This is a genomic window from Pseudomonas laurylsulfativorans (assembly GCF_002906155.1).
Classification (GTDB): domain Bacteria; phylum Pseudomonadota; class Gammaproteobacteria; order Pseudomonadales; family Pseudomonadaceae; genus Aquipseudomonas; species Aquipseudomonas laurylsulfativorans.
Map to the genome: position 1 here is coordinate 89,241 of NZ_MUJK01000008.1, position 20,182 is coordinate 109,422.

The 20,182-nt window shown below is 60.7% G+C and carries 17 protein-coding genes; 8 read left to right on the forward strand and 9 right to left on the reverse strand.

The window, feature by feature from the left end:
- Positions 1-57: 57 nt before the first annotated feature.
- The 7 genes from B0D71_RS22340 to bioB form a co-directional block, all read right to left on the reverse strand.
- On the reverse strand, positions 58-1,863 hold the full coding sequence (locus B0D71_RS22340; protein ID WP_103396650.1) for a phenylacyl-CoA dehydrogenase: 1,806 nt from the start codon (positions 1,861-1,863) through the stop codon (positions 58-60).
- 279 nt (positions 1,864-2,142) lie between these two features.
- On the reverse strand, positions 2,143-2,439 hold the full coding sequence (locus tag B0D71_RS22345) for a pyrroloquinoline quinone biosynthesis protein PqqE (RefSeq protein ID WP_103396651.1): 297 nt from the start codon (positions 2,437-2,439) through the stop codon (positions 2,143-2,145).
- Positions 2,440-2,561: 122 nt separating this feature from the next.
- Positions 2,562-3,242 (reverse strand): dethiobiotin synthase, encoded by a 681-nt coding sequence (gene bioD, locus B0D71_RS22350; RefSeq protein WP_103396652.1) that lies wholly within the window; start codon positions 3,240-3,242, stop codon positions 2,562-2,564.
- Positions 3,239-4,051, reverse strand: coding sequence for a malonyl-ACP O-methyltransferase BioC (bioC, locus tag B0D71_RS22355; protein ID WP_103396653.1), 813 nt, complete (start codon positions 4,049-4,051; stop codon positions 3,239-3,241). The genes bioD and bioC overlap by 4 nt, the downstream gene beginning before the upstream one ends.
- Entirely contained in the window at positions 4,044-4,775 is a 732-nt protein-coding gene (locus B0D71_RS22360) for an alpha/beta fold hydrolase (protein WP_103396654.1), read from the reverse strand. The genes bioC and B0D71_RS22360 overlap by 8 nt, the downstream gene beginning before the upstream one ends.
- Positions 4,768-5,946, reverse strand: coding sequence for an 8-amino-7-oxononanoate synthase (gene bioF / locus B0D71_RS22365; RefSeq protein WP_103396655.1), 1,179 nt, complete (start codon positions 5,944-5,946; stop codon positions 4,768-4,770). Before bioF ends, B0D71_RS22360 begins: the two co-directional genes overlap by 8 nt.
- A gap of 166 nt (positions 5,947-6,112) precedes the next feature.
- Positions 6,113-7,168, reverse strand: coding sequence for a biotin synthase BioB (gene bioB, locus B0D71_RS22370; RefSeq protein WP_007981424.1), 1,056 nt, complete (start codon positions 7,166-7,168; stop codon positions 6,113-6,115).
- Positions 7,169-7,261: 93 nt separating this feature from the next.
- On the opposite strand from bioB, the gene B0D71_RS22375 reads away from it, so the two are divergent.
- From B0D71_RS22375 to rarD, 5 genes are all read left to right on the forward strand, one after another.
- Positions 7,262-8,002, forward strand: a complete 741-nt coding sequence (locus B0D71_RS22375) for a ComF family protein (protein ID WP_103396656.1) — start codon at positions 7,262-7,264, stop codon at positions 8,000-8,002.
- Between the two features lie 63 nt (positions 8,003-8,065).
- Positions 8,066-8,830: a TOBE domain-containing protein gene (locus tag B0D71_RS22380; RefSeq protein WP_103396657.1), complete on the forward strand. Its 765-nt coding sequence runs from the start codon at positions 8,066-8,068 to the stop codon at positions 8,828-8,830.
- Between the two features lie 65 nt (positions 8,831-8,895).
- A complete protein-coding gene (locus tag B0D71_RS22385) occupies positions 8,896-10,797 on the forward strand; it encodes a PhoX family protein (protein WP_103396658.1) in 1,902 nt (633 codons plus the stop codon).
- A gap of 174 nt (positions 10,798-10,971) precedes the next feature.
- Positions 10,972-11,946: a serine/threonine protein kinase gene (locus B0D71_RS22390; RefSeq protein WP_103396659.1), complete on the forward strand. Its 975-nt coding sequence runs from the start codon at positions 10,972-10,974 to the stop codon at positions 11,944-11,946.
- A gap of 215 nt (positions 11,947-12,161) precedes the next feature.
- On the forward strand, positions 12,162-13,049 hold the full coding sequence (gene rarD, locus B0D71_RS22395; protein WP_103396660.1) for an EamA family transporter RarD: 888 nt from the start codon (positions 12,162-12,164) through the stop codon (positions 13,047-13,049).
- Between the two features lie 215 nt (positions 13,050-13,264).
- Here the strand turns inward: rarD and B0D71_RS22400 are convergent, their stop codons facing one another.
- A complete protein-coding gene (locus B0D71_RS22400; protein ID WP_102670836.1) occupies positions 13,265-13,783 on the reverse strand; it encodes a glycine cleavage system transcriptional repressor in 519 nt (172 codons plus the stop codon).
- 534 nt (positions 13,784-14,317) lie between these two features.
- On the opposite strand from B0D71_RS22400, the gene B0D71_RS22405 reads away from it, so the two are divergent.
- Entirely contained in the window at positions 14,318-16,495 is a 2,178-nt protein-coding gene (locus tag B0D71_RS22405) for a malate synthase G (RefSeq protein ID WP_103396661.1), read from the forward strand.
- 155 nt (positions 16,496-16,650) lie between these two features.
- Here the strand turns inward: B0D71_RS22405 and B0D71_RS22410 are convergent, their stop codons facing one another.
- Positions 16,651-17,097 carry a response regulator gene (locus B0D71_RS22410; RefSeq protein WP_103396662.1) on the reverse strand — a complete coding sequence of 149 codons (447 nt, stop codon included), beginning with the start codon at positions 17,095-17,097 and terminating at the stop codon, positions 16,651-16,653.
- Between the two features lie 252 nt (positions 17,098-17,349).
- On the opposite strand from B0D71_RS22410, the gene B0D71_RS22415 reads away from it, so the two are divergent.
- Both B0D71_RS22415 and B0D71_RS22420 read left to right on the forward strand, forming a co-directional pair.
- A complete protein-coding gene (locus tag B0D71_RS22415) occupies positions 17,350-19,290 on the forward strand; it encodes a putative nucleotidyltransferase substrate binding domain-containing protein (protein ID WP_205886027.1) in 1,941 nt (646 codons plus the stop codon).
- Complete coding sequence (locus B0D71_RS22420; RefSeq protein WP_103396664.1) at positions 19,287-19,994, forward strand: 3'-5' exonuclease; 708 nt, start codon at positions 19,287-19,289, stop codon at positions 19,992-19,994. Before B0D71_RS22415 ends, B0D71_RS22420 begins: the two co-directional genes overlap by 4 nt.
- Positions 19,995-20,182: the final 188 nt, after the last annotated feature.

A 20,182-nucleotide genomic window follows, 5' to 3' on the forward strand; every position in this document is an offset into this window, starting at 1 on the left:
AAAAAAAACCGCCGTTCCCAAGGGAGCGGCGGTTTTTTAGAAGCACTGCGTCAAGGCTTAGTAGCCCAGGTCGAAGTTCTCTTCTTTCATGTCCATCAGGTTGTTGGCACCCGACAGCATGGTTGCAACGTGAGTGCGGGTACGCGGCAGGATGCGCTGGAAGTAGAAGCGCGCAGTCTGCAGCTTGGCGGTGTAGAACGCCTCTTCGGAAGTGCCGGCAGCCAGTTTCTCGGCAGCCAGGCGCGCCATGTCAGCCCAGAAGTAGGCCAGGCAGGCGTAACCGGAGTACATCAGGTAGTCCACGGAGGCCGCGCCGACTTCTTCGCGATCTTTCATGGCGGCCATACCGACCTTCATGGTCAGCTCGCCCCATTCCTTGTTCAGTGCAGCCAGCGGAGCGACGAACTCTTGAACCGCTTCGTTGCCTTCGTTGGTCTGGCAGAACTTGTGGACGATCTTGGTGAAGCCTTTCAGGGCTTCGCCTTGGGTCATCAGCACTTTACGGCCCAGCAGGTCGAGTGCCTGGATACCGGTGGTGCCTTCGTACAGCATCGAGATGCGGCTGTCGCGAACGTTCTGCTCCATGCCCCACTCGGCGATGAAGCCGTGGCCGCCGTAGATCTGCACGCCGTGGTTGGCCGATTCAAAACCGACTTCGGTCATGAAGGCTTTGGCGATTGGCGTCATGAAGGCCAGCAGTGCGTCGGCTTTCTTCTTCTCTTCTTCGTCCACGCCGTACTTGACGATGTCGACCTGCTTGGCAGTGAAGTACACCATCGCACGGTTGCCTTCGGCGAATGCCTTCATGGTCAACAGCATGCGGCGTACGTCAGGGTGGACGATGATCGGGTCAGCGGCTTTGTCCGGCGCTTTCGGGCCAGTCAGCGAACGCATTTGCAGACGGTCGCGAGCGTATTTCAGGCCGCCCTGGAAACCGACTTCGGCGTGGGCCAGGCCTTGCAGCGCGGTACCCAGACGTGCAGTGTTCATGAAGGTGAACATGCAGTTCAGGCCTTTGTTCGCCGGGCCGATCAGGAAACCGGTAGCGCCGTCGAAGTTCATCACGCAGGTGGCGTTGCCGTGGATGCCCATCTTGTGTTCCAGGGAACCGCAAGACACAGCGTTACGCGCGCCAACCGAGCCATCGGCGTTCGGCATGAACTTCGGCACGATGAACAGGGAGATGCCTTTGGTGCCAGCCGGTGCATCCGGCAGGCGAGCCAGCACGATGTGGACGATGTTGTCGGCCATGTCGTGTTCACCGGCCGAAATGAAGATCTTGGTGCCGGAAACCTTGTAGGAACCGTCGGCCTGAGGTTCGGCCTTGGTGCGCAACATGCCCAGGTCGGTGCCGCAGTGCGGTTCGGTCAGGCACATGGTGCCGGTCCATTCGCCAGAAACCAGTTTGGTCAGGTAAGCCTCTTGTTGCTCAGGCGTACCGTGCTCGGAGATGGTGTTCATTGCACCGTGCGACAGGCCCGGGTACATGCCCCACGACCAGTTGGACTCGCCAACCATTTCGCTGATGGCCAGACCCAGGGATTCCGGCAGGCCTTGGCCGCCGTGCTCTACGTCGTGAGCCAGGCTCGGCCAGCCACCTTCGACGAATTGCTTGTAGGCTTCCTTGAAGCCAGTCGGGGTCTTAACGCCGGACTCGCTCCAGGTGCAACCTTCGAGGTCACCCACACGGTTCAGCGGAGCCAGCACCTGCTCACAAAACTTGGCGCCTTCCTCGAGAATGGCGTCAACCATGTCCGGGGTTGCGTCGGCACAAGCCGGAAGGCTCTGATAGTGCGCTTCGTAGCCGAGCAGTTCGTCACGAACGAAGCGAATATCACGCAAGGGGGCCTTGTAGTCAGGCATAGCGATAAACCTCTGCTGATGTAACCGGGAATGAACGACCGCATGGATTTGTTGTTGCGATCAAACAGTTGTTTGAAACATACGTTTACGCCGAAATCTTGTCAAGCGTCGATCATTTGCCGTTCGTCATCGCCGGTTTGGATACACAGGCACACGACAACGCAGCGGCGCTGTCGAAGCAGCCCGCCACACTGAAAAGATTAGTTGAGCAAAGAAAGACTTACGCAGAAAAACGCCGCGAACAGGCGCGGCGCTGGAAGGTGCGGGATCAACGAGGAATCAAGCGTAGGTATCGATTAACGTTCCGAGCACTTCGTCGGAGGCCTTGGCGACTTTCACCCCCAGTTCCGCCTGAATCCTGCCTTGGGCCATGTCGACCAGGTTGCTGCCCAGATCCGATTGCTGGCTGCGATCAACCGATCGCAGACGATCGACTTGCGCCTCGGAGGACTGGCTGGTGACCGAACGCTCGATCGTGGTGTTGGCGATCTGCCCGGCGGCTTGATCGACTCGGTTCTGCCCTGTCTGAAGGGTGCTCAGACCGGCATAAAAAGCGGTGTTTCCTGAGATTTCCATGGGAGAACTCGTCCTTTCAAAGGATCAACAACGACCATTGAAGCAGAGTGGCTGGCAAAACACCCGTCAAAAACACTAATGGCACAGTGCCTTTTCATAGGCAAAGCCCGCATTGCCAAACGTCAGTCCAACAGGTCCAGTTGCAAGTGCTCGGCCACTGCCTCAGCCGTCACGGCCTTGAGTTTGGGCACACGCCCAAGGCACGGTGCCGGGAGGCGCTCGGCAAGGGTGGCGAGGTTTTCTTCCAGCCGCGAGGTTTTCGGATCGATGATGTTGGCTACCCAACCCGCCAGTTGCAAACCGTCCCGGGCAATCGCTTCGGCGGTCAACAGGGCATGGCTGATACACCCCAGTCGCACGCCCACCACCAGAATTACTGGCAACTGTAACGCGATGGCCAGGTCCGACAGATTGTCCTGATCCGCCAAGGGTACGCGCCAGCCGCCAGCGCCTTCGATCAGGGTGAAGTCCGCCTGCATGTCCAGAATTTGCCGCATCGGCGCCAGCAACGACTGCACCGTCAGCGCCACGCCTGCCTCTCGCGCCGCCAGATGCGGAGCGATGGCCGGCTCGAAGGCCACCGGATTGACCTGTGCATAGGTCAGCGGCAGCGAGCATTCAGCCAAGAGCGCCAGCGCATCTGCGTTACGCAGGCCTTTGGGGGTTACATCGCAACCGGAAGCGACCGGTTTGCCCGCCGCCGTGCTCAACCCCGCCGAACGCGCCGCATGCAGCAGGCCCGCGGCGACCGTGGTTTTACCGACATCGGTATCCGTGCCGGTGATGAAATAGGCTGCGCTCATAAGGGTTTCTCCAAAACGGCATACACCACTTGATAAGTCGCCGGCAGGCCCCGGGCCTGACGAAACTGCTCATAAGCCCCAATCAAACCCATAATCCGCGCCCGGCCGGTCAAGCCACCGGGTCGACCTGGATTGAGGTTATGCGCACCCAGCGCCTTGAGCTCATGCGTCAGGCTGCGCACATCCGGGTAATGCAGCACGTGGGGAAGGTTTTGCAGACTGACGACCCTCAAGCCACTGGCCGCACACAACTGTTGATAAACACCAAACTCGCGGAAGCGGTTGACGTGCACCATGCCATCGACTTCGCGCCAGCTGTCGCGCAATTCAAACAACGTCCCTGTACAAAGACTAGCAAACGCGAAAATTCCACCCGGTTTCAGCACCCGACAGGCTTCACCGAGCACCGAGTCGAAGTCCGCGCACCACTGCACCGCCAGGCTGGAGAAGATCAGGTCGCAGGTCGAATCCTGCAGTGGCAAACGCTCGGCATCACCGGCCACGAAGTGCGTGGCCCCGCCCAATGGCCGGGCGTGATTGAGCATGCCTTCGGCTATGTCCAGCGCCACACCGTGGCTGCCCGGAAACTGCCCGCCCAGGGCACGACTGAAATGCCCGGTGCCACAGCCCAGATCCAGCCAGCGCTGCGGCACAAACTCCGGCGCCAGGTGCCCGAGCAATTGGCTGCCGACATCGCGCTGCAGCTCGGCCACACTGTCGTAGCTTGCCGCCGCACGGGAGAATGACGCGGCTACCTGACGCTTGTCGGGCAAGGCGCCGGGCAGTTTTGGAAAGGATAGATCAGTCATCGCCGCACTCATGCAAAAAGGCCTGGATCGCCCCCGCCACACCGTGGGGATCCTCCAGGAGAAACGCGTGGCTGGCCTGTTCAATCAGACCGATTTCGATATCCGGCAGCATCGCCAGCAACTCGCCCGCCGCTTCTGCTGGCACCAGTGCGTCAAGGCCGGCGAACAAGTGCAGTTGCGGACCGCGAAACGATTGCAATGCCCGGCGGGTATCCAGTTGCGCGAGTACTTGCAGACCGCTCATCAACACTGGCGCTGCGGTATTCGGCGCGCCGGCGAGCAACAACCGCGACAATCCGCGCGGGTCTTCGGCGCCCTGGGTACAGAGCAGTGAAAAGCGTTTCAACGTCGCGCGCGGGTCGGCAGCACATCCCGTCAGAAACGCATCGAAGGTTTCGCCAGGCATGGCGGCGGTCCATTGTTCATGAGCGACAAAAGAAGCGTTGCTGGCCAGGGTGAACACGCCACAGCAACGATCACCGCGCCGGGCCGCCAACTCGCAGGCAAGCATGCCGCCCAATGACCAGCCGCCCAGCCAGGCGTCTTGCGGCAAGGTCGAATCGAGCTCATCGAGCCATTCTTCAAGATCGCTCGACTCCAGCTCCGGCAACGGCTCGATCTCCACGCGCAGGTGTTCATCCAGGCCGCGCAAGGCCGCCGCCAAAGGCTCCAGCGGTGAAACACCAAGGCCCCAGCCGGGCAGCAGAATCAGACGATCACGCATGGCTTGGCTCCGGCTTCAGTTGTTGAAAGCAATCGGCCAGTCCGTTTAACAATAGCTGTACCTGGGCCTCGCTGTGGGCAGCAGTCAGCGTGACTCGCAGTCGGGCGCTGCCAGCGGGCACGGTCGGCGGGCGAATCGCGGTCACCATCAATCCGCGTTCGCGCAACAGTTGTGAAAAGCGCACCGCGCGCCCGGCGTCGCCGATCATGATCGGCTGAATCGGCGTGAAGCTGTCCATGAGTTCCAGGCCAATCTGTTCGGCACCGTGGCGGAACTGGCGGATCAGCGCCTGCAAATGCTCGCGGCGCCAGTGTTCGCTGCGCAGCAGTTCCAGGCTTTTCAGGGTGGCGCAGGCCAGCGCAGGTGGCTGGCTGGTGGTGTAGATGTAGGGCCGGGCGAACTGGATCAGGCTCTCGATCAACTCTTCACTTCCCGCCACAAAGGCACCCGCCGTACCGAAGGCTTTGCCGAGGGTGCCGACCAGCACCGGTACGTCATCCTGGCTCAGACCGAAATGCTCGACGATGCCGCCACCGTTGGCACCCAACGGTCCAAAACCGTGAGCGTCGTCGACCATCAACCAGGCGCCTTTGGCCTTGGCCTCGCGAGCCAGCGCTGGCAAGTCGGCGATATCGCCGTCCATGCTGAACACGCCGTCGGTGACCACCAGCGTATTGCCGGTGGCTTTTTCCAGGCGTTTGGCCAGGCTCGCGGCGTCGTTGTGCAGATAACGATTGAACCGCGCCCCGGACAACAGCCCCGCGTCGAGCAGCGACGCATGATTGAGCCGGTCTTCGAGCACCGTGTCACCCTGCCCCACCAGCGCCGTGACCGCGCCGAGGTTGGCCATGTAACCGGTGGTGAACAGCAACGCGCGCGGGCGACCGGTCAGGTCGGCCAACGCTTCTTCCAGGGCATGGTGCGGGGCGCTATGGCCGATGACCAGATGTGACGCCCCTCCGCCCACGCCCCATTTCGCAGCGCCAGCGCGCCAGGCTTCGATCACTTGCGGATGATTGGCCAGGCCCAGGTAGTCGTTGTTACAGAACGCCAGCAACGGCTGACCATCGACCACCACTTGCGGCCCCTGCGGGCTTTCAAGCAGCGGGCGCTGGCGGTAGAGATTTTCGGCACGACGGGCAGCAAGGCGTGCGGCGAGATCGAAAGACATGCAGGCCTCGGAAAAACAATCAAGGTAGACACCGAACCTGTAGAAGCTGGCTTGCCAGCGATGAGGGCGTCGGATTCGACATAACCCTCAGCTGACAGACCGCTATCGCTGGCAAGCCAGCTCCTACACGTGTTTTGCATTCCAACCAGACAAGTCGGTGAAGGACTCAAACAGCCGCGTTATAGAACTGCTCGCTGCTCTTCTGCTCCACCAGCGCTTGCTCGATAGCCGCCTGATGCACCTCATCGGCGTGCTCTTCGCGGGCTTCCGGCAGGATGCCCAGACGCGAGAACAGTTGCATGTCCTTGTCGGCCTGCGGGTTGGCGGTGGTCAGCAGTTTTTCGCCGTAGAAAATCGAGTTGGCACCGGCGAAGAACGCCAGGGCCTGCATCTGCTCGTTCATGGCTTCACGGCCGGCGGACAGGCGCACGTGGGATTGCGGCATGAGGATGCGTGCGACGGCGAGCATGCGGATGAAGTCGAACGGGTCGACGTCGTCGGCATTTTCCAGCGGCGTACCGGCGACCTTCACCAGCATATTGATCGGCACCGACTCCGGGTGCTCCGGCAGGTTGGCCAACTGGATCAGCAGGTTGGCGCGGTCGTCCAGCGACTCGCCCATGCCGAGGATGCCGCCGGAGCAGATCTTCATCCCCGAATCACGCACGTAGGCCAGCGTTTGCAGGCGTTCGCTGTAGGTGCGGGTGGTGATGATGCTGCCGTAGAACTCCGGCGAGGTGTCGAGGTTGTGGTTGTAGTAGTCGAGGCCGGCCTTGGCCAGCGCTTCGGTCTGTTCTTGATCCAGGCGACCGAGGGTCATGCAGGTTTCCAGGCCCAGGGCTTTCACGCCTTCGACCATCTTCAGTACGTAAGGCATGTCTTTGGCCGACGGGTGCTTCCACGCCGCGCCCATGCAGAAGCGGGTCGAACCGATGGCCTTGGCGCGAGCGGCCTCTTCGAGGACCTTCTGCACTTCCATCAGTTTTTCTTTTTCCAGGCCGGTGTTGTAGTGACCGGACTGCGGACAATATTTGCAATCTTCCGGGCAGGCGCCGGTTTTGATCGACAGCAGGGTCGACACCTGGACGCGGTTGGCGTCGAAATGCGCGCGGTGCACCGTCTGCGCCTGGAACAACAGGTCATTGAATGGTTGAACGAAGAGTGCTTTGACTTCGGCCAAAGTCCAGTCATGACGCAGGGTTGCAGTGGTGCTGGCGCTCATGGGCGTTTCCTTTGAATTATGCTTTGGCAGGCGGCTGGGTAATGGAATGTCACAGCCGCTTCACAGTTGTTTCGGCATATTTAAGGAAGAGTGATGCGCTGTCAACCACGACACGAAGGACCGGTTTACATCTGGTTAAAAAACAAACAATCATGCCTTTTGTGCGATGAACCGGCCGACGACATCTCCCCTGTTTGCACGGCCTGTGAAACCGAGCTGCCGTGGCTCGGCGATCACTGCCAGACCTGCGCCCTGCCGCTCCAGGCCGCGGGCCTGACCTGCGGCCATTGCTTGAATCAGCCACCGGCCTTCGAACAAGTGATTGCCCCCTGGACCTACAGCTTTCCGGTCGACAGCCTGATCACCCGTTTCAAACACAACGCAAAGTGGCCGTTTGGCCGTCTGCTCGCCGAACTTCTCGTTCAATACCTGCAACATCGCTTCGAAGACGACCTGCAGCGGCCCGATGTGCTGATCCCGGTACCGCTGGCCAACCGGCGCCTGCGCGAGCGCGGGTTCAATCAGGCAGCGATGCTGGCTCACTGGCTGGGTGCCGACCTGGATATACCTTGCGACGAACGGTTACTGCTACGAACCCAGGACACCGACGCCCAACAGGCCTTGAACGCCGAAGCCCGCCGAAAGAACCTGCGCAACGCTTTCGCCCTGACGCCCGGCGCGGTCGTCAAAGGCCTGCACCTGGCCCTGGTCGACGACGTCCTGACCACCGGTGCCACGGCCCAGGCCCTGGCTCGCCTGCTGATGAACGCCGGCGCAGCGAGGGTCGACGTCTATTGCCTGGCCCGCACACCTAAACCCGGCGAGTCACCCTGACTTGACTCCCGGACCTTCAGCGGCCAACGTCCTCACCCTCGTCACCCGCAAAAGCGACTTGCCATGTCTTTGCCAACCTTGTTGTCCCAGCACATTGTCCGCCGTCCGCAGCGCATTGCCCTGCTGCAGCACATCGCCGAACAAGGCTCGATCACCCGCGCGGCAAAGAGCGCGGGCCTGAGCTACAAGGCCGCCTGGGATGCAATCGATGAGCTGAACAACCTGGCGCAGAAGCCTCTGGTGGAGCGAATTGTCGGCGGCAAAGGCGGCGGCGGTGCGCGCCTGTCCAACGAAGGTGAGCGGGTGTTGCGCCTGTACCAGAAGCTGCAAGCCTTGCAGGCCCAAGTGCTGGAAGCCGCCGAGGACGCGAGCGATCTCGACCTGCTCGGACGCCTGATGCTACGCACCAGCGCGCGCAATCAGTTGCACGGCAAGGTGATCGCAATCGAACCTCAGGGACGCAACGACCTGATTCGCCTCGAAGTCGACGAAGGCGTGATCGTCGACGCACAAATCACCCACGACAGCACCGAGCGCCTGGAGCTGCAGATCGGCACCGACGTCGTGGCATTGATCAAGGCTGGCTGGCTCGATGTACTGGAAATCGATTCAGCCAAAACACCGGGAAACAATTGCCTGACAGGCACCATCGAAAAGATTCTCGACGCCGACGATGGCCCCAGCGAAGTGCGCATTACCCTGCCCAACGGTCTGACACTGTGCGCACTCGATGAACCGAGGCATCTGCAAGCATTGGGGCTGACCTGCGGCAAACCGGTGCGCGTGGAGTTTTCGCCATCTACGGTTCTGCTGGGTACGCCGCTTTAAAGAAACTGCAACAAAAGGTTCATTACTCATCATTAAGGTGTCTGCAAAACCGCAGGGAGCCTGAAATGAGCCTATTAGAAGAAAACCAGTCCACCGATCTCGAAAACATGGTCGGCCTCAGCCGTCGCGGCTTCATCAGCGCAGGTGCCCTGTGCGGCGCCGCGATGTTCCTCGGCGGCAATCTGCTGAGCCGCAGTGTGATGGCCGCCAGTGTCAGCGCCGGTAACAGCCAGTTGCTGGGTTTCGACAGCATTGCCGCCGCCACCAGCGACGCCATCACCCTGCCACCGGGCTACAAGTCCTCGGTGCTGATCAGTTGGGGCCAGCCTCTGCATAAGGACGGCCCGGCGTTCGACCCGAGCGGCAACGGCAGTGCCGAACATCAGGAAGCCCAGTTCGGTGACAACAACGACGGCATGAGCCTGTTCGAGTTTCCGGGCGAAAAAGACCGGGCGCTGATGGCGATCAACAACGAATACACCAATTACCGCTACCTCTACGCCCACGGCGGCATGCCGCAATCGGCGCAAGACGTGCGCAAGGCGCTGGCCTGCGAAGGTGTGTCGGTGATCGAAGTGCAGCGCAAGAACGGCCAATGGCAATTCGTCCAGAGCTCGCGCTACAACCGCCGCATTCACGGCAATGCGCCGATCACCATGAGCGGCCCGGCCGCCGGTCACGCACTGCTGAAAACCAGCGCCGATCCCCACGGCAAGAACGTCCTCGGCACCTTCCAGAACTGCGCCAACGGCAAGACGCCCTGGGGCACCTATCTGACCTGTGAAGAGAACTTCACCGACTGCTTCGGCAGCAGCAATGCCGAGCAAAAATTCGACCCGGCGCAAAAACGCTACGGCGCGGTGGCTGCCAGCAAAGAGATCAACTGGCACCCGCACGACGAGCGCTTCGACCTGGCCAAGAACCCCAACGAACTCAACCGCCACGGCTGGGTGGTAGAGATCGATCCTTTCGATCCGCAGTCGACACCGGTCAAGCGCACGGCCCTGGGACGCTTCAAACATGAAAATGCCGCCCTGGCCGAAACCGGGGATGGTCATGCCGTGGTGTACATGGGCGACGATGAACGCGGTGAGTTCATCTACAAATTCGTCAGCCGCGACAAGATCGACCACAAGAACCCCAAGGCCAACCGTGACATTCTCGACCACGGCATCCTGTACGTAGCGCGTTTCGATGCGGGGGACGGCAACACCGATCACCCGAAAGGCCAGGGTGAATGGATCGAACTGACCCACGGCAAAAACGGTATCGACGCCAGCAGCGGTTTCGCCGATCAGGCTGAAGTGCTGATCCACGCCCGTCTCGCCGCCAGCGTGGTGAAAGCCACGCGCATGGACCGCCCGGAATGGATCGTGGTCAGCCCCAAGGATGGCCAGGTTTACTGCACGCTGACCAACAACGCCAAACGTGGCGAAGACGGGCAACCGGTGGGCGGGCCGAACCCGCGAGAGAAGAACGTCTACGGGCAGATCCTGCGCTGGCGCACCGAACGCGACGATCACGCTTCGCACACCTTTGCCTGGGACCTGTTTGTAGTGGCCGGCAACCCGACCGCGCATGCCGGTACGCCAAAGGCCGGCTCGTCGAACATCACCCCGCAGAATATGTTCAACAGCCCGGACGGCCTGGGTTTCGACAAGGCCGGACGCTTGTGGATTCTCACTGACGGCGATGTGAGCAACGCCGGAGACTTTGCCGGCATGGGCAACAACCAGATGCTCTGCGCTGATCCGGCGACCGGCGAGATTCGCCGCTTCATGGTCGGGCCGGTGGGTTGCGAGGTGACCGGGATCAGCTTCTCGCCGGACCAGAAAACCCTGTTCGTCGGGATTCAGCATCCGGGCGAAAACGGCGGTTCGACCTTCCCCGAGCACCTGCCCAATGGCAAGCCGCGGTCTTCGGTGATGGCGATTTCGCGGGAAGACGGCGGGATCGTCGGCGCCTGACCGGCCCTCATCGCGAGCAAGCTCCCACAGGATCGACGCTGACTTGAAACCTGCGCAGAACCTTGTGGGAGCGAGCTTGCTCGCGATAGCGTCAGCACAGTCACCACCTATCCGCGCCCGTCTGCGCTACCATGCCTGGCCGGACGCAGCAGCCTGCTGCGCGCAGGAGTCAGCATGGCCCACCCGTTTGAAACCCTCACACCAGACCTAGTGCTCGATGCTGTCGAAAGCATCGGTTTTCTCAGCGACGCGCGCATCCTGGCGCTCAACAGCTACGAGAACCGCGTCTATCAAGTCGGTATCGAAGACGCCGAGCCACTGATCGCCAAGTTCTACCGGCCGCAACGCTGGACCAACGAAGCGATTCTGGAAGAGCACCAGTTCACCGCCGAACTCGCCGACTGCGAGGTGCCGGTCGTGGCGCCGTTGATCCACAACGGTGAAACCCTGCACGAACACAACGGTTTCCGTTTCACCCTGTTCCCCCGCCGAGGCGGCCGCGCGCCGGAGCCTGGCAACCTCGATCAGTTGTATCGCCTGGGCCAGTTGCTCGGCCGCCTGCATGCGGTCGGCTCGACCCGGCCGTTCGAGCACCGGGAAGCTCTGGCGGTGAAAAACTTCGGCCACGACTCACTCAACACCTTGCTCGACGGCAATTTCATCCCACGTAGCCTGCTGCCGGCCTACGAATCGGTGGCCCGCGATCTGCTCAAGCGCGTGGAAGATGCCTACAGCAACACGCCGCACCAGAACATCCGCATGCACGGTGACTGCCACCCCGGCAACATGATGTGCCGCGACGAGATGTTCCATATCGTCGACCTTGACGACTGCCGCATGGGGCCGGCGGTACAGGACATCTGGATGATGCTTGCCGGCGATCGTCAGGATTGCCTGAGCCAATTGTCGGAACTGATGGACGGCTACAACGAATTCCACGACTTCGACCCGCGTGAACTGGCGCTGATCGAACCATTGCGTGCCTTGCGTCTGTTGCACTACAGCGCCTGGCTCGCCCGCCGCTGGGACGACCCGGCCTTCCCGCGCAGCTTTCCATGGTTCGGCACCGAGCGTTATTGGGGCGATCAGGTGTTGGCGTTGCGCGAACAATTGGCGGCGCTCCAAGAAGAGCCACTGAAGCTCTTCTGACCCACCCGGCCCCCTGTAGGAGCGAGCCTGCTCGCGATGGACGTCAACGATAACGCGTGCTGTCTGGATAAACGCGTTGCCCTTGCGTTCTTCGCGAGCAGGCTCGCTCCTACAGTTATCCGTGTTCACAAATGACCTACCTATTCAGCCAGGACATTCGCAGACAAATCTCCTTACAATCCCCTCTTTGTTAGCTGCCTAAGCAAGGATTCTGCATGCAAGCCGCCAACCCGCGTCGCGGGTACATATTGGGCCTGAGTGCCTACATTATCTGGGGACTTTTCCCACTCTATTTCAAAGCCATCGCCAGTGTGCCTGCCGTGGAAATCATCATCCACCGGGTGCTGTGGTCGGCGCTGTTCGGCGCCTTGTTGCTGATGGTCTGGAAGCATCCGGGCTGGTGGCGCGAGTTGCGGGAGAACCCACGACGGCTGGCGATCCTGGCCCTGAGCGGTACATTGATCGCGGCCAACTGGCTGACCTATGTGTGGTCGGTGAACAACGGCCGCATGCTGGAGGCCAGCCTCGGTTACTACATCAACCCGTTGGTAAACGTGTTGCTGGGCATGCTGATCCTGGGTGAACGGTTGCGGCGCATGCAATGGATTGCGGTGGGCCTGGCGGCCGTCGGCGTGGCGCAGCAGGTGTGGCAGGTGGGCAGCCTGCCTTGGGTGTCGCTGGTGCTGGCGCTGACCTTCGGTTTCTACGGGTTGATTCGCAAGCAGGCTCCAGTCAAGGCATTGCCTGGCCTGGTAGTGGAAACCTGGATGCTGGTGCCGATCGCCATTGCCTGGTTGCTGTTCAATCCGACTGCACACAGCGCTCAGGCCGAGTTCTGGACCACGTCGGAAGCCTGGTGGCTGGTGGCGGCCGGGCCGGTCACGCTGGTGCCGCTGGTCTGTTTCAACGCTGCCGCACGGCATTTGCCCTACACCACGCTCGGATTTCTCCAGTACCTGGCGCCGACGCTGGTGCTGTTGCAAGCCGTGCTGCTGTTCGGCGAACACTTATCGTCCAGCACCTTGGTAGCCTTCATCTTTATCTGGGCCGGCCTGGCGGTTTACAGCATCGATGCGTGGATAAGTTTGCGCCGCCGCAACTGATCAAAAAACACACAAACCTCTACAGGCCACGTCTCCCGTGGCCTGCATCATTCCTTCCCAAGGTTATCCACAGCGTGATCCCCGTCGATTGTGCGCAAGTGGCTGAAACTGCTGGTTTTTTGATCAAATCCTGAAGAACCCCGGTCGGCGTGGCCTAGCGGGGTGTCTCTACAGGTTATCCACAGGCCGGTGCACGTTTAACTTGGATAACCTGATCAAGGGTCGCTGCGCAGCACCAACTCAACCATCAGATCGTCAGCCAGGGTTTCCAAACGCGATTGCAGTACGTCCAGTGACAGCGTCAGCGGGACGGCAAGAATTGCTTCTGCATGGAACAGCGGCTCGCTGCTCATCGGCGCCGGGCGTACTTCGGTGACCAGCCGCTCCAGATTCACCCCTTGCTCGCTCAACAGGCGGGTGATGTCCCGCACGATCCCCGGACGATCATTACCCACCAGTTCCATGGCGATCGGCTTCCAGGTACAGGATTGTTCGATGCCGCTTTCGGCGATCAACACGCGAATGCCGTGGGCGGACAAACCCTGGAGGGCATCGACCAATTCGTCGTAGGCCTCGGCCGGCACACCCACTCGAAGAATCCCGGCGAATTGTCCCGCCATGCGCGACATACGGCTTTCCAGCCAGTTACCGCCGTGCTCGGCAATGCATTGGGCAATGCGCTCGACTTGCCCGGGCTTGTCCGGAGCAAAAACGGTGAGTACGAGGTGGTCCATGGCGCAGCCCTCTTTTGTTATTGAAAGAGAAGTATAGGCAAGTTGTTTCTGCGCTGAATCGGCTGACGCCATCGCTGGCAGCCAGCTCCTACAAAAATTGCAAATACCCCTGTAGGAGCCGGCTTGCCGGCGATCCGATACGCCGCCGAGCGAATGCCAGCCAACAAATCGTGTACAACTTTTGATATTTAACTGGAACAATCCACTGGTTTTTTGAGAACATCCTGCTCCGTGCCGTGACCGCAATGCGTCATGGGGTCGCAGAACGACGTAATTAGTCTAATTTTCACAACCGCAATTCATCATGTAGTATGCCGCAGCGCGCACTACATAACGTTGGATCGATGTCTGCCGCAGGCACGTTCGCAACCCTGAAAGCCCTGTCAGCAAGGCCCCAAGCCGTTGATTGGTCCCAACCCAGCCGCCCGTCACGGGCATGTACTGGTAGAGGGGTTTGTGGTTTAAATGGCCAAAGGCTTCATTGTTAATTTGAAGAGCTGAAAAGCGAAATAGCTGAGCAGAGTGAGGCAAGCAATGACTGAACACGTTCAAGTCGGTGGCCTGCAGGTCGCCAAAGTCCTGTTCGACTTCGTGAACAACGAAGCCATTCCCGGTACCGGCCTCACCGCCGATAAGTTCTGGGCCGGTGCCGACAAGGTCATCCATGACCTGGCGCCGAAGAACAAAGCCCTACTCGCCAAACGCGATGATTTCCAGGCTCGTATCGATGGCTGGCACCAACAGCGTGCCGGCCAGTCGCACGACGCCGTGGCCTATAAAGCCTTCCTGCAAGACATCGGTTATCTGCTGCCAGAAGCGGCCGATTTCCAGGCAACGACGCAAAACGTCGATGACGAAATCGCCCGCATGGCCGGCCCACAGCTCGTGGTACCGGTGATGAACGCCCGCTTCGCACTCAATGCCTCGAACGCCCGTTGGGGCTCGCTGTACGATGCGCTCTACGGCACCGACGCCATCAGCGAAGCCGACGGCGCGGAAAAAGGCAAAGGCTACAACAAGGTGCGCGGTGACAAGGTCATCGCCTTCGCCCGTGCCTTCCTCGACGAATCGGCGCCTTTGGCGGCCGGCTCCCACGTCGACTCCACCGGCTACAAGATCGTCGACGGCAAACTGGTGGTCGCCCTTAAAGGCGGCAGCAACACCGGCCTGCGCAACGACGCTCAACTGATCGGTTTCCAGGGCGATGCCGCTGCACCGACCGCGATTCTGCTGAAAAACAATGGCCTGCATTTCGAAATCCAGGTCGACGCCAGCACCCCGGTCGGCCAGACCGACGCGGCCGGCGTCAAAGACATCCTGATGGAAGCTGCGCTGACCACCATCATGGACTGCGAAGACTCGGTTGCCGCCGTCGATGCCGATGACAAAGTGGTGATCTACCGCAACTGGCTCGGCCTGATGAAGGGCGACCTGTCGGAAAGCGTCGCCAAGGGCGGTCAGACCTTTACCCGTACCATGAACGCCGACCGCACCTACACCGCAGTCGATGGCAGCGAACTGAGCCTGCACGGTCGCTCGTTGCTGTTCGTGCGTAACGTCGGTCACCTGATGACCATCGACGCGATCCTCGACAAAGACGGCAACGAAGTGCCGGAAGGCATTCTCGACGGCCTGGTGACCTGCCTGTCGGCGATCCACAACCTCAACGGCAACAGCTCGCGCAAGAACAGCCGCACCGGCTCGGTCTATATCGTGAAGCCGAAGATGCACGGTCCTGAAGAAGCAGCGTTCACCAACGAGCTGTTCGGCCGCATCGAAGACGTGCTGGGCCTGCCACGCAACACCCTCAAAGTCGGGATCATGGACGAGGAGCGTCGTACCACGATCAACCTCAAGGCCTGCATCAAGGCGGCGAGCGAGCGCGTGGTGTTCATCAACACCGGTTTCCTCGACCGCACGGGCGATGAAATCCACACCTCCATGGAAGCCGGCCCGATGGTGCGCAAGGCGGACATGAAGGCAGAAAAATGGATCGGCGCCTACGAGAACTCCAACGTCGATATCGGTCTGAGCACCGGCCTGCAAGGTCGCGCGCAGATCGGTAAAGGCATGTGGGCCATGCCGGACCTGATGGCAGCGATGCTCGAACAGAAAATCGCTCACCCGCTGGCCGGTGCCAACACCGCCTGGGTGCCGTCGCCGACCGCTGCTGCCCTGCACGCGCTGCACTACCACAAGGTTGACGTGTTCGCCCGTCAGGCCGAACTGGCCAAGCGTGCCCATGCATCGGTAGACGACATCCTGACCATCCCGCTGGCGGTGAACCCGCAGTGGACCGCCGAACAGATCAAGAACGAACTGGACAACAACAGCCAGGGCATTCTCGGCTACGTGGTGCGCTGGATCGACCAGGGCGTCGGCTGTTCCAAGGTGCCGGACATCAACGACGTCGGCCTGATGGAAGACCGTGCAACGCTGCGTATTTCCAGCCAGCACATCGCCAACTGGCTGCGCCATGGCGTCGTCACTGAAGAACAAGTCATGGAAAGCCTCAAGCGCATGGCACCCGTGGTTGACCGGCAGAACGCCGGCGATGCGCTGTACCGTCCGCTGGCCCCGAACTTCGACAGCAACATCGCCTTCCAGGCAGCGGTCGAACTGGTGGTCGAAGGCACCCAGCAACCGAACGGTTATACCGAGCCGGTCCTGCACCGTCGTCGTCGCGAGTTCAAGGCTGCCAATGGCCTGTAACTGAGCGTTTACGCCGGACATGAAAAAGCCCTGATCGAAAGATCAGGGCTTTTTTTACGCCATGTTCCTGTAGGAGCCCGGCTTGCCGGCGATGGCATTCTCAAGGACGCTATCGCCGGCAAGCCGGACTCCTACAAAATGCGTTTCACACGCGGCTACAGCTTCACCCCAAGCTCACGCTTGACCAACTCAAGCAACTGCGCGGCATCAATCGGCTTGAGCAGAAAGTCCACCACACTCAAATGCATTGCCGCGATGGCGTCTTTCACGTCGGCATCGCCCGAGACGATGATGATCGGCAACGCCGCCCTAACCGATTCGCGCACCTGGCGGATCAGCTCCAGCCCGTCGATATGGCCCATGCGCAGGTCAGTAATCACCAGTCCGATCGAAGGCTTTTCCTCCAGCATCTTGAGTGCAGCTTCGCCACTGGCCGCGGTCAGGCTGCGAATACCGTCCAGCGCGAGAATCTCTGACAGCAGCTCCCGGGCGTCCTTGTCGTCATCGACGATCAGCACCCGTTGCGGTGGCAGGTCAGGTTCCTGCATGACGGCACTCAGCGCTTCGCGCTCGGCGTCGCTCAAAATATCGTGGTCGGACATGGCTTTCTCTACATGTTCACTTCATTTCCCTAGCACAGTGGTGAGACATCGCTAAGCAGACCCTCAATGTGCGCTTCGTCGGAAAATTTTCCAAGAGGGGAACAGAGAGGTTTTTCGCACCCTTGTGTAGGGTTCTTCCGACATTTCAGGGCGCTAACTGCCTACCTAGACTTACGTCCAATGGGCACCCCGGCCACAGGGGTCGACCATGTCCGGGTCATCCGACAACAACAATTCAAAAAAACAGCGGTAATGGTTATGAGTAAAGCGGACGCCTTCACACAGGCAGGGAAAACCGCGGTGTTGCAGAACATCCAGGGCACGTTGCAATTCCTTCAGCGCTTCCCGCCCTTCAACCAGATGGAACACGCTCACCTGGCGTTTCTGGTCGAGCAATGTCAGCTGCGTTTTTACGCTCCCGGCGAGAGCATCATCAAACCCGCCGACGGCCCGGTCGAGCACTTCTATATCGTCAAGCAAGGCCGGGTCGTGGGCGAGCGTCCGCATACGGCCAAAGGTGGCACCGAAACGGTCTTTGAGATCACCACTGGCGAATGCTTCCCCCTCGCGGCGTTGCTGGGTGAGCGGGCGACCCGCACCGAGCACCTGGCGGGCGAAGACACCTTCTGCCTGCAGCTGAACAAGCCGGCGTTCATCCGCCTGTTTTCGCTATCGGACACCTTCCGCAACTTCGCCTTGCGCTGTGTCAGCAGCCTGCTGGATCAGGTCAACCAGCAAGTGCAGCAAAAAGCCGTGGAAACCCTTGGCACCCAATATTCGCTCAATACCCGCTTGGGCGAATTGGCCATGCGCCACCCGGTAATGTGCGGCCCCCAGACGCCATTGCGCGAAGCCGTGACGTTGATGCACGAACAGCAGGTCGGCAGCATCGTGGTGGTCGACGAACTCAAGGCGCCATTGGGGATTTTCACCCTCCGCGACCTGCGTCAGACCGTGGCCAATGGCAGCAGTGATTTCAACGAAGCCATCGAAGGGCACATGACCCGGGCACCGTTTTTCCTGTCGCCGGATCACAGTGCCTTCGACGCGGCGATTGCCATGACCGAGCGGCACATTGCCCATGTCTGCCTGGTCAAGGACCAACGCTTGTGCGGCGTGGTTTCCGAGCGCGATCTGTTTTCCCTGCAGCGAGTCGACCTGGTTCACCTGGCGCGTACCATCCGCAATGCGCAGAAGGTGGAAAACCTGGTGGCGCTGCGTGGCGAAATCGGTCAACTGGTCGAGCGCATGCTGGCCCACGGCGCTTCCTCGACGCAGATCACCCACATCATCACCTTGCTCAACGACCACACCGTGTGCCGGGTGATCGAACTGACCCTCGCCGAAAGAGGCGACCCCGGCGTGCCATTCAGCTGGCTGTGCTTCGGCAGTGAAGGCCGTCGCGAGCAGACCCTGCACACCGATCAGGACAACGGCATTCTGTTCGAAGCCAGGGATGCGGCCCATGCCGCCGAGATTCGCGGCAAGTTGCTGCCCCTCGCCCAGCAGATCAACCAGAGCCTGGCGTTGTGCGGCTTCACCTTGTGCAAGGGCAATATCATGGCCGGCAACCCCGAGCTGTGCCTGTCCCGGGCCGAATGGGCGCGGCGCTTTGCGGCATTTATCCGCGAGGCAACCCCGGAGAACCTGCTGGGGTCGAGCATCTATTTCGATTTGCGCGTGGTCTGGGGCAGCGAGCAAGGCTGCGAGCAGTTGCGTCGGGGCATCCTCGATCAGGTCGGCGACAATCGTTTGTTCCAGCGCATGATGGCCGAGAATGCGCTGCGTAATCGCCCGCCCGTAGGACGTTTCCGCGAGTTCGTGCTGGCGCGCAAAAATGGTGAAAAAGCCACTCTGGACTTGAAAACCCAAGGCCTGGCACCGTTCGTCGACGGCGCCAGGTTACTGGCCCTGGCCCACGGTATCGAAGCGAACAACACGCTGGAGCGTTTTCGCCAACTGGTCGCCAAAGAGGTCATCGAGCCCCTGGACGGTGCCGCGTACGAAGAGGCCTATCACTTCATCCAGCAAACCCGCATGCAGCAACATCAACTACAGACCCGGGAGAATTTTCCTTACTCAAACCGGGTCGACCCCGACAGCCTCAATCATCTGGACCGGCGCATCCTGCGTGAGTCCCTGCGCCAGGCACAACGCCTGCAAAGCAGCCTGACGTTGCGGTATCAGCTATGAGCCTGTTTTCATGGTTGCGCCCAGCGGGCCCCACCCTGCCCGCCCACCTGCAACATCGCCTGGAACGCTTGCCCACCGCCGCCGCCCTGAGCGAATGCAGTCTGCGCGAGCAGCGCTGGGTGGTACTCGATCTGGAAACCACCGGGTTGAACCTGAACAAGGACCAGGTGCTGTCCATCGGCGCGGTGGTGATCGAGGACGGGGCCATCGACTTTCGCCAGCTGTTCGAACGCACCCTGCAATATCCGCAAGTCAAACTCGGCCCCAGCGTGCTGATCCACGGCATTGGCCCCAGCGCCATTGCGGCGGGCAGCGACCCGGCAGAGGCGTTGCTCGACCTGATGGAGTACCTCGGTGACAGTCCGGTGCTGGCCTTCCACGCGCCGTTTGACCAGCACATGCTCGGCCGCGCACTGAAAGATCACCTGGGTTGCAAGTTGCAGCATACGTTTCTGGATGTGGCGGACATTGCGCCGCTGCTATGCCCACAGGCGAACATTCGCGAGGCCGGGCTGGACGACTGGATCGACTGGTTCAAGCTCGAAGTCTTCGAGCGCCACCACGCCAGCGCCGACGCCCTGGCCACCGCTGAACTGGCGCTGATTCTGTTCAGCCGCGCGCGGCAGCAGCAGATTCATAGCCCGTTGAACCTGCAACAGCGCTTGAGTCAGTGGAAACGCCGGCAGCAGGCACCGTCCTTCTGACCTATACGCACACCCCCTGCTCGCGAAAAATCATCTGACACCTCGGTCTTGCCAGAAAAGCGTGTCACCGTTGACGATTTTCGCGAGCAAGCTCGCTCCTACAGGGGCCGCCGCCAAATTCCCACCCGACCAACGCTAATTGCTTACCTACCCTGCCTCTGCCACAATCGCGAACAATTCTCGTTAGT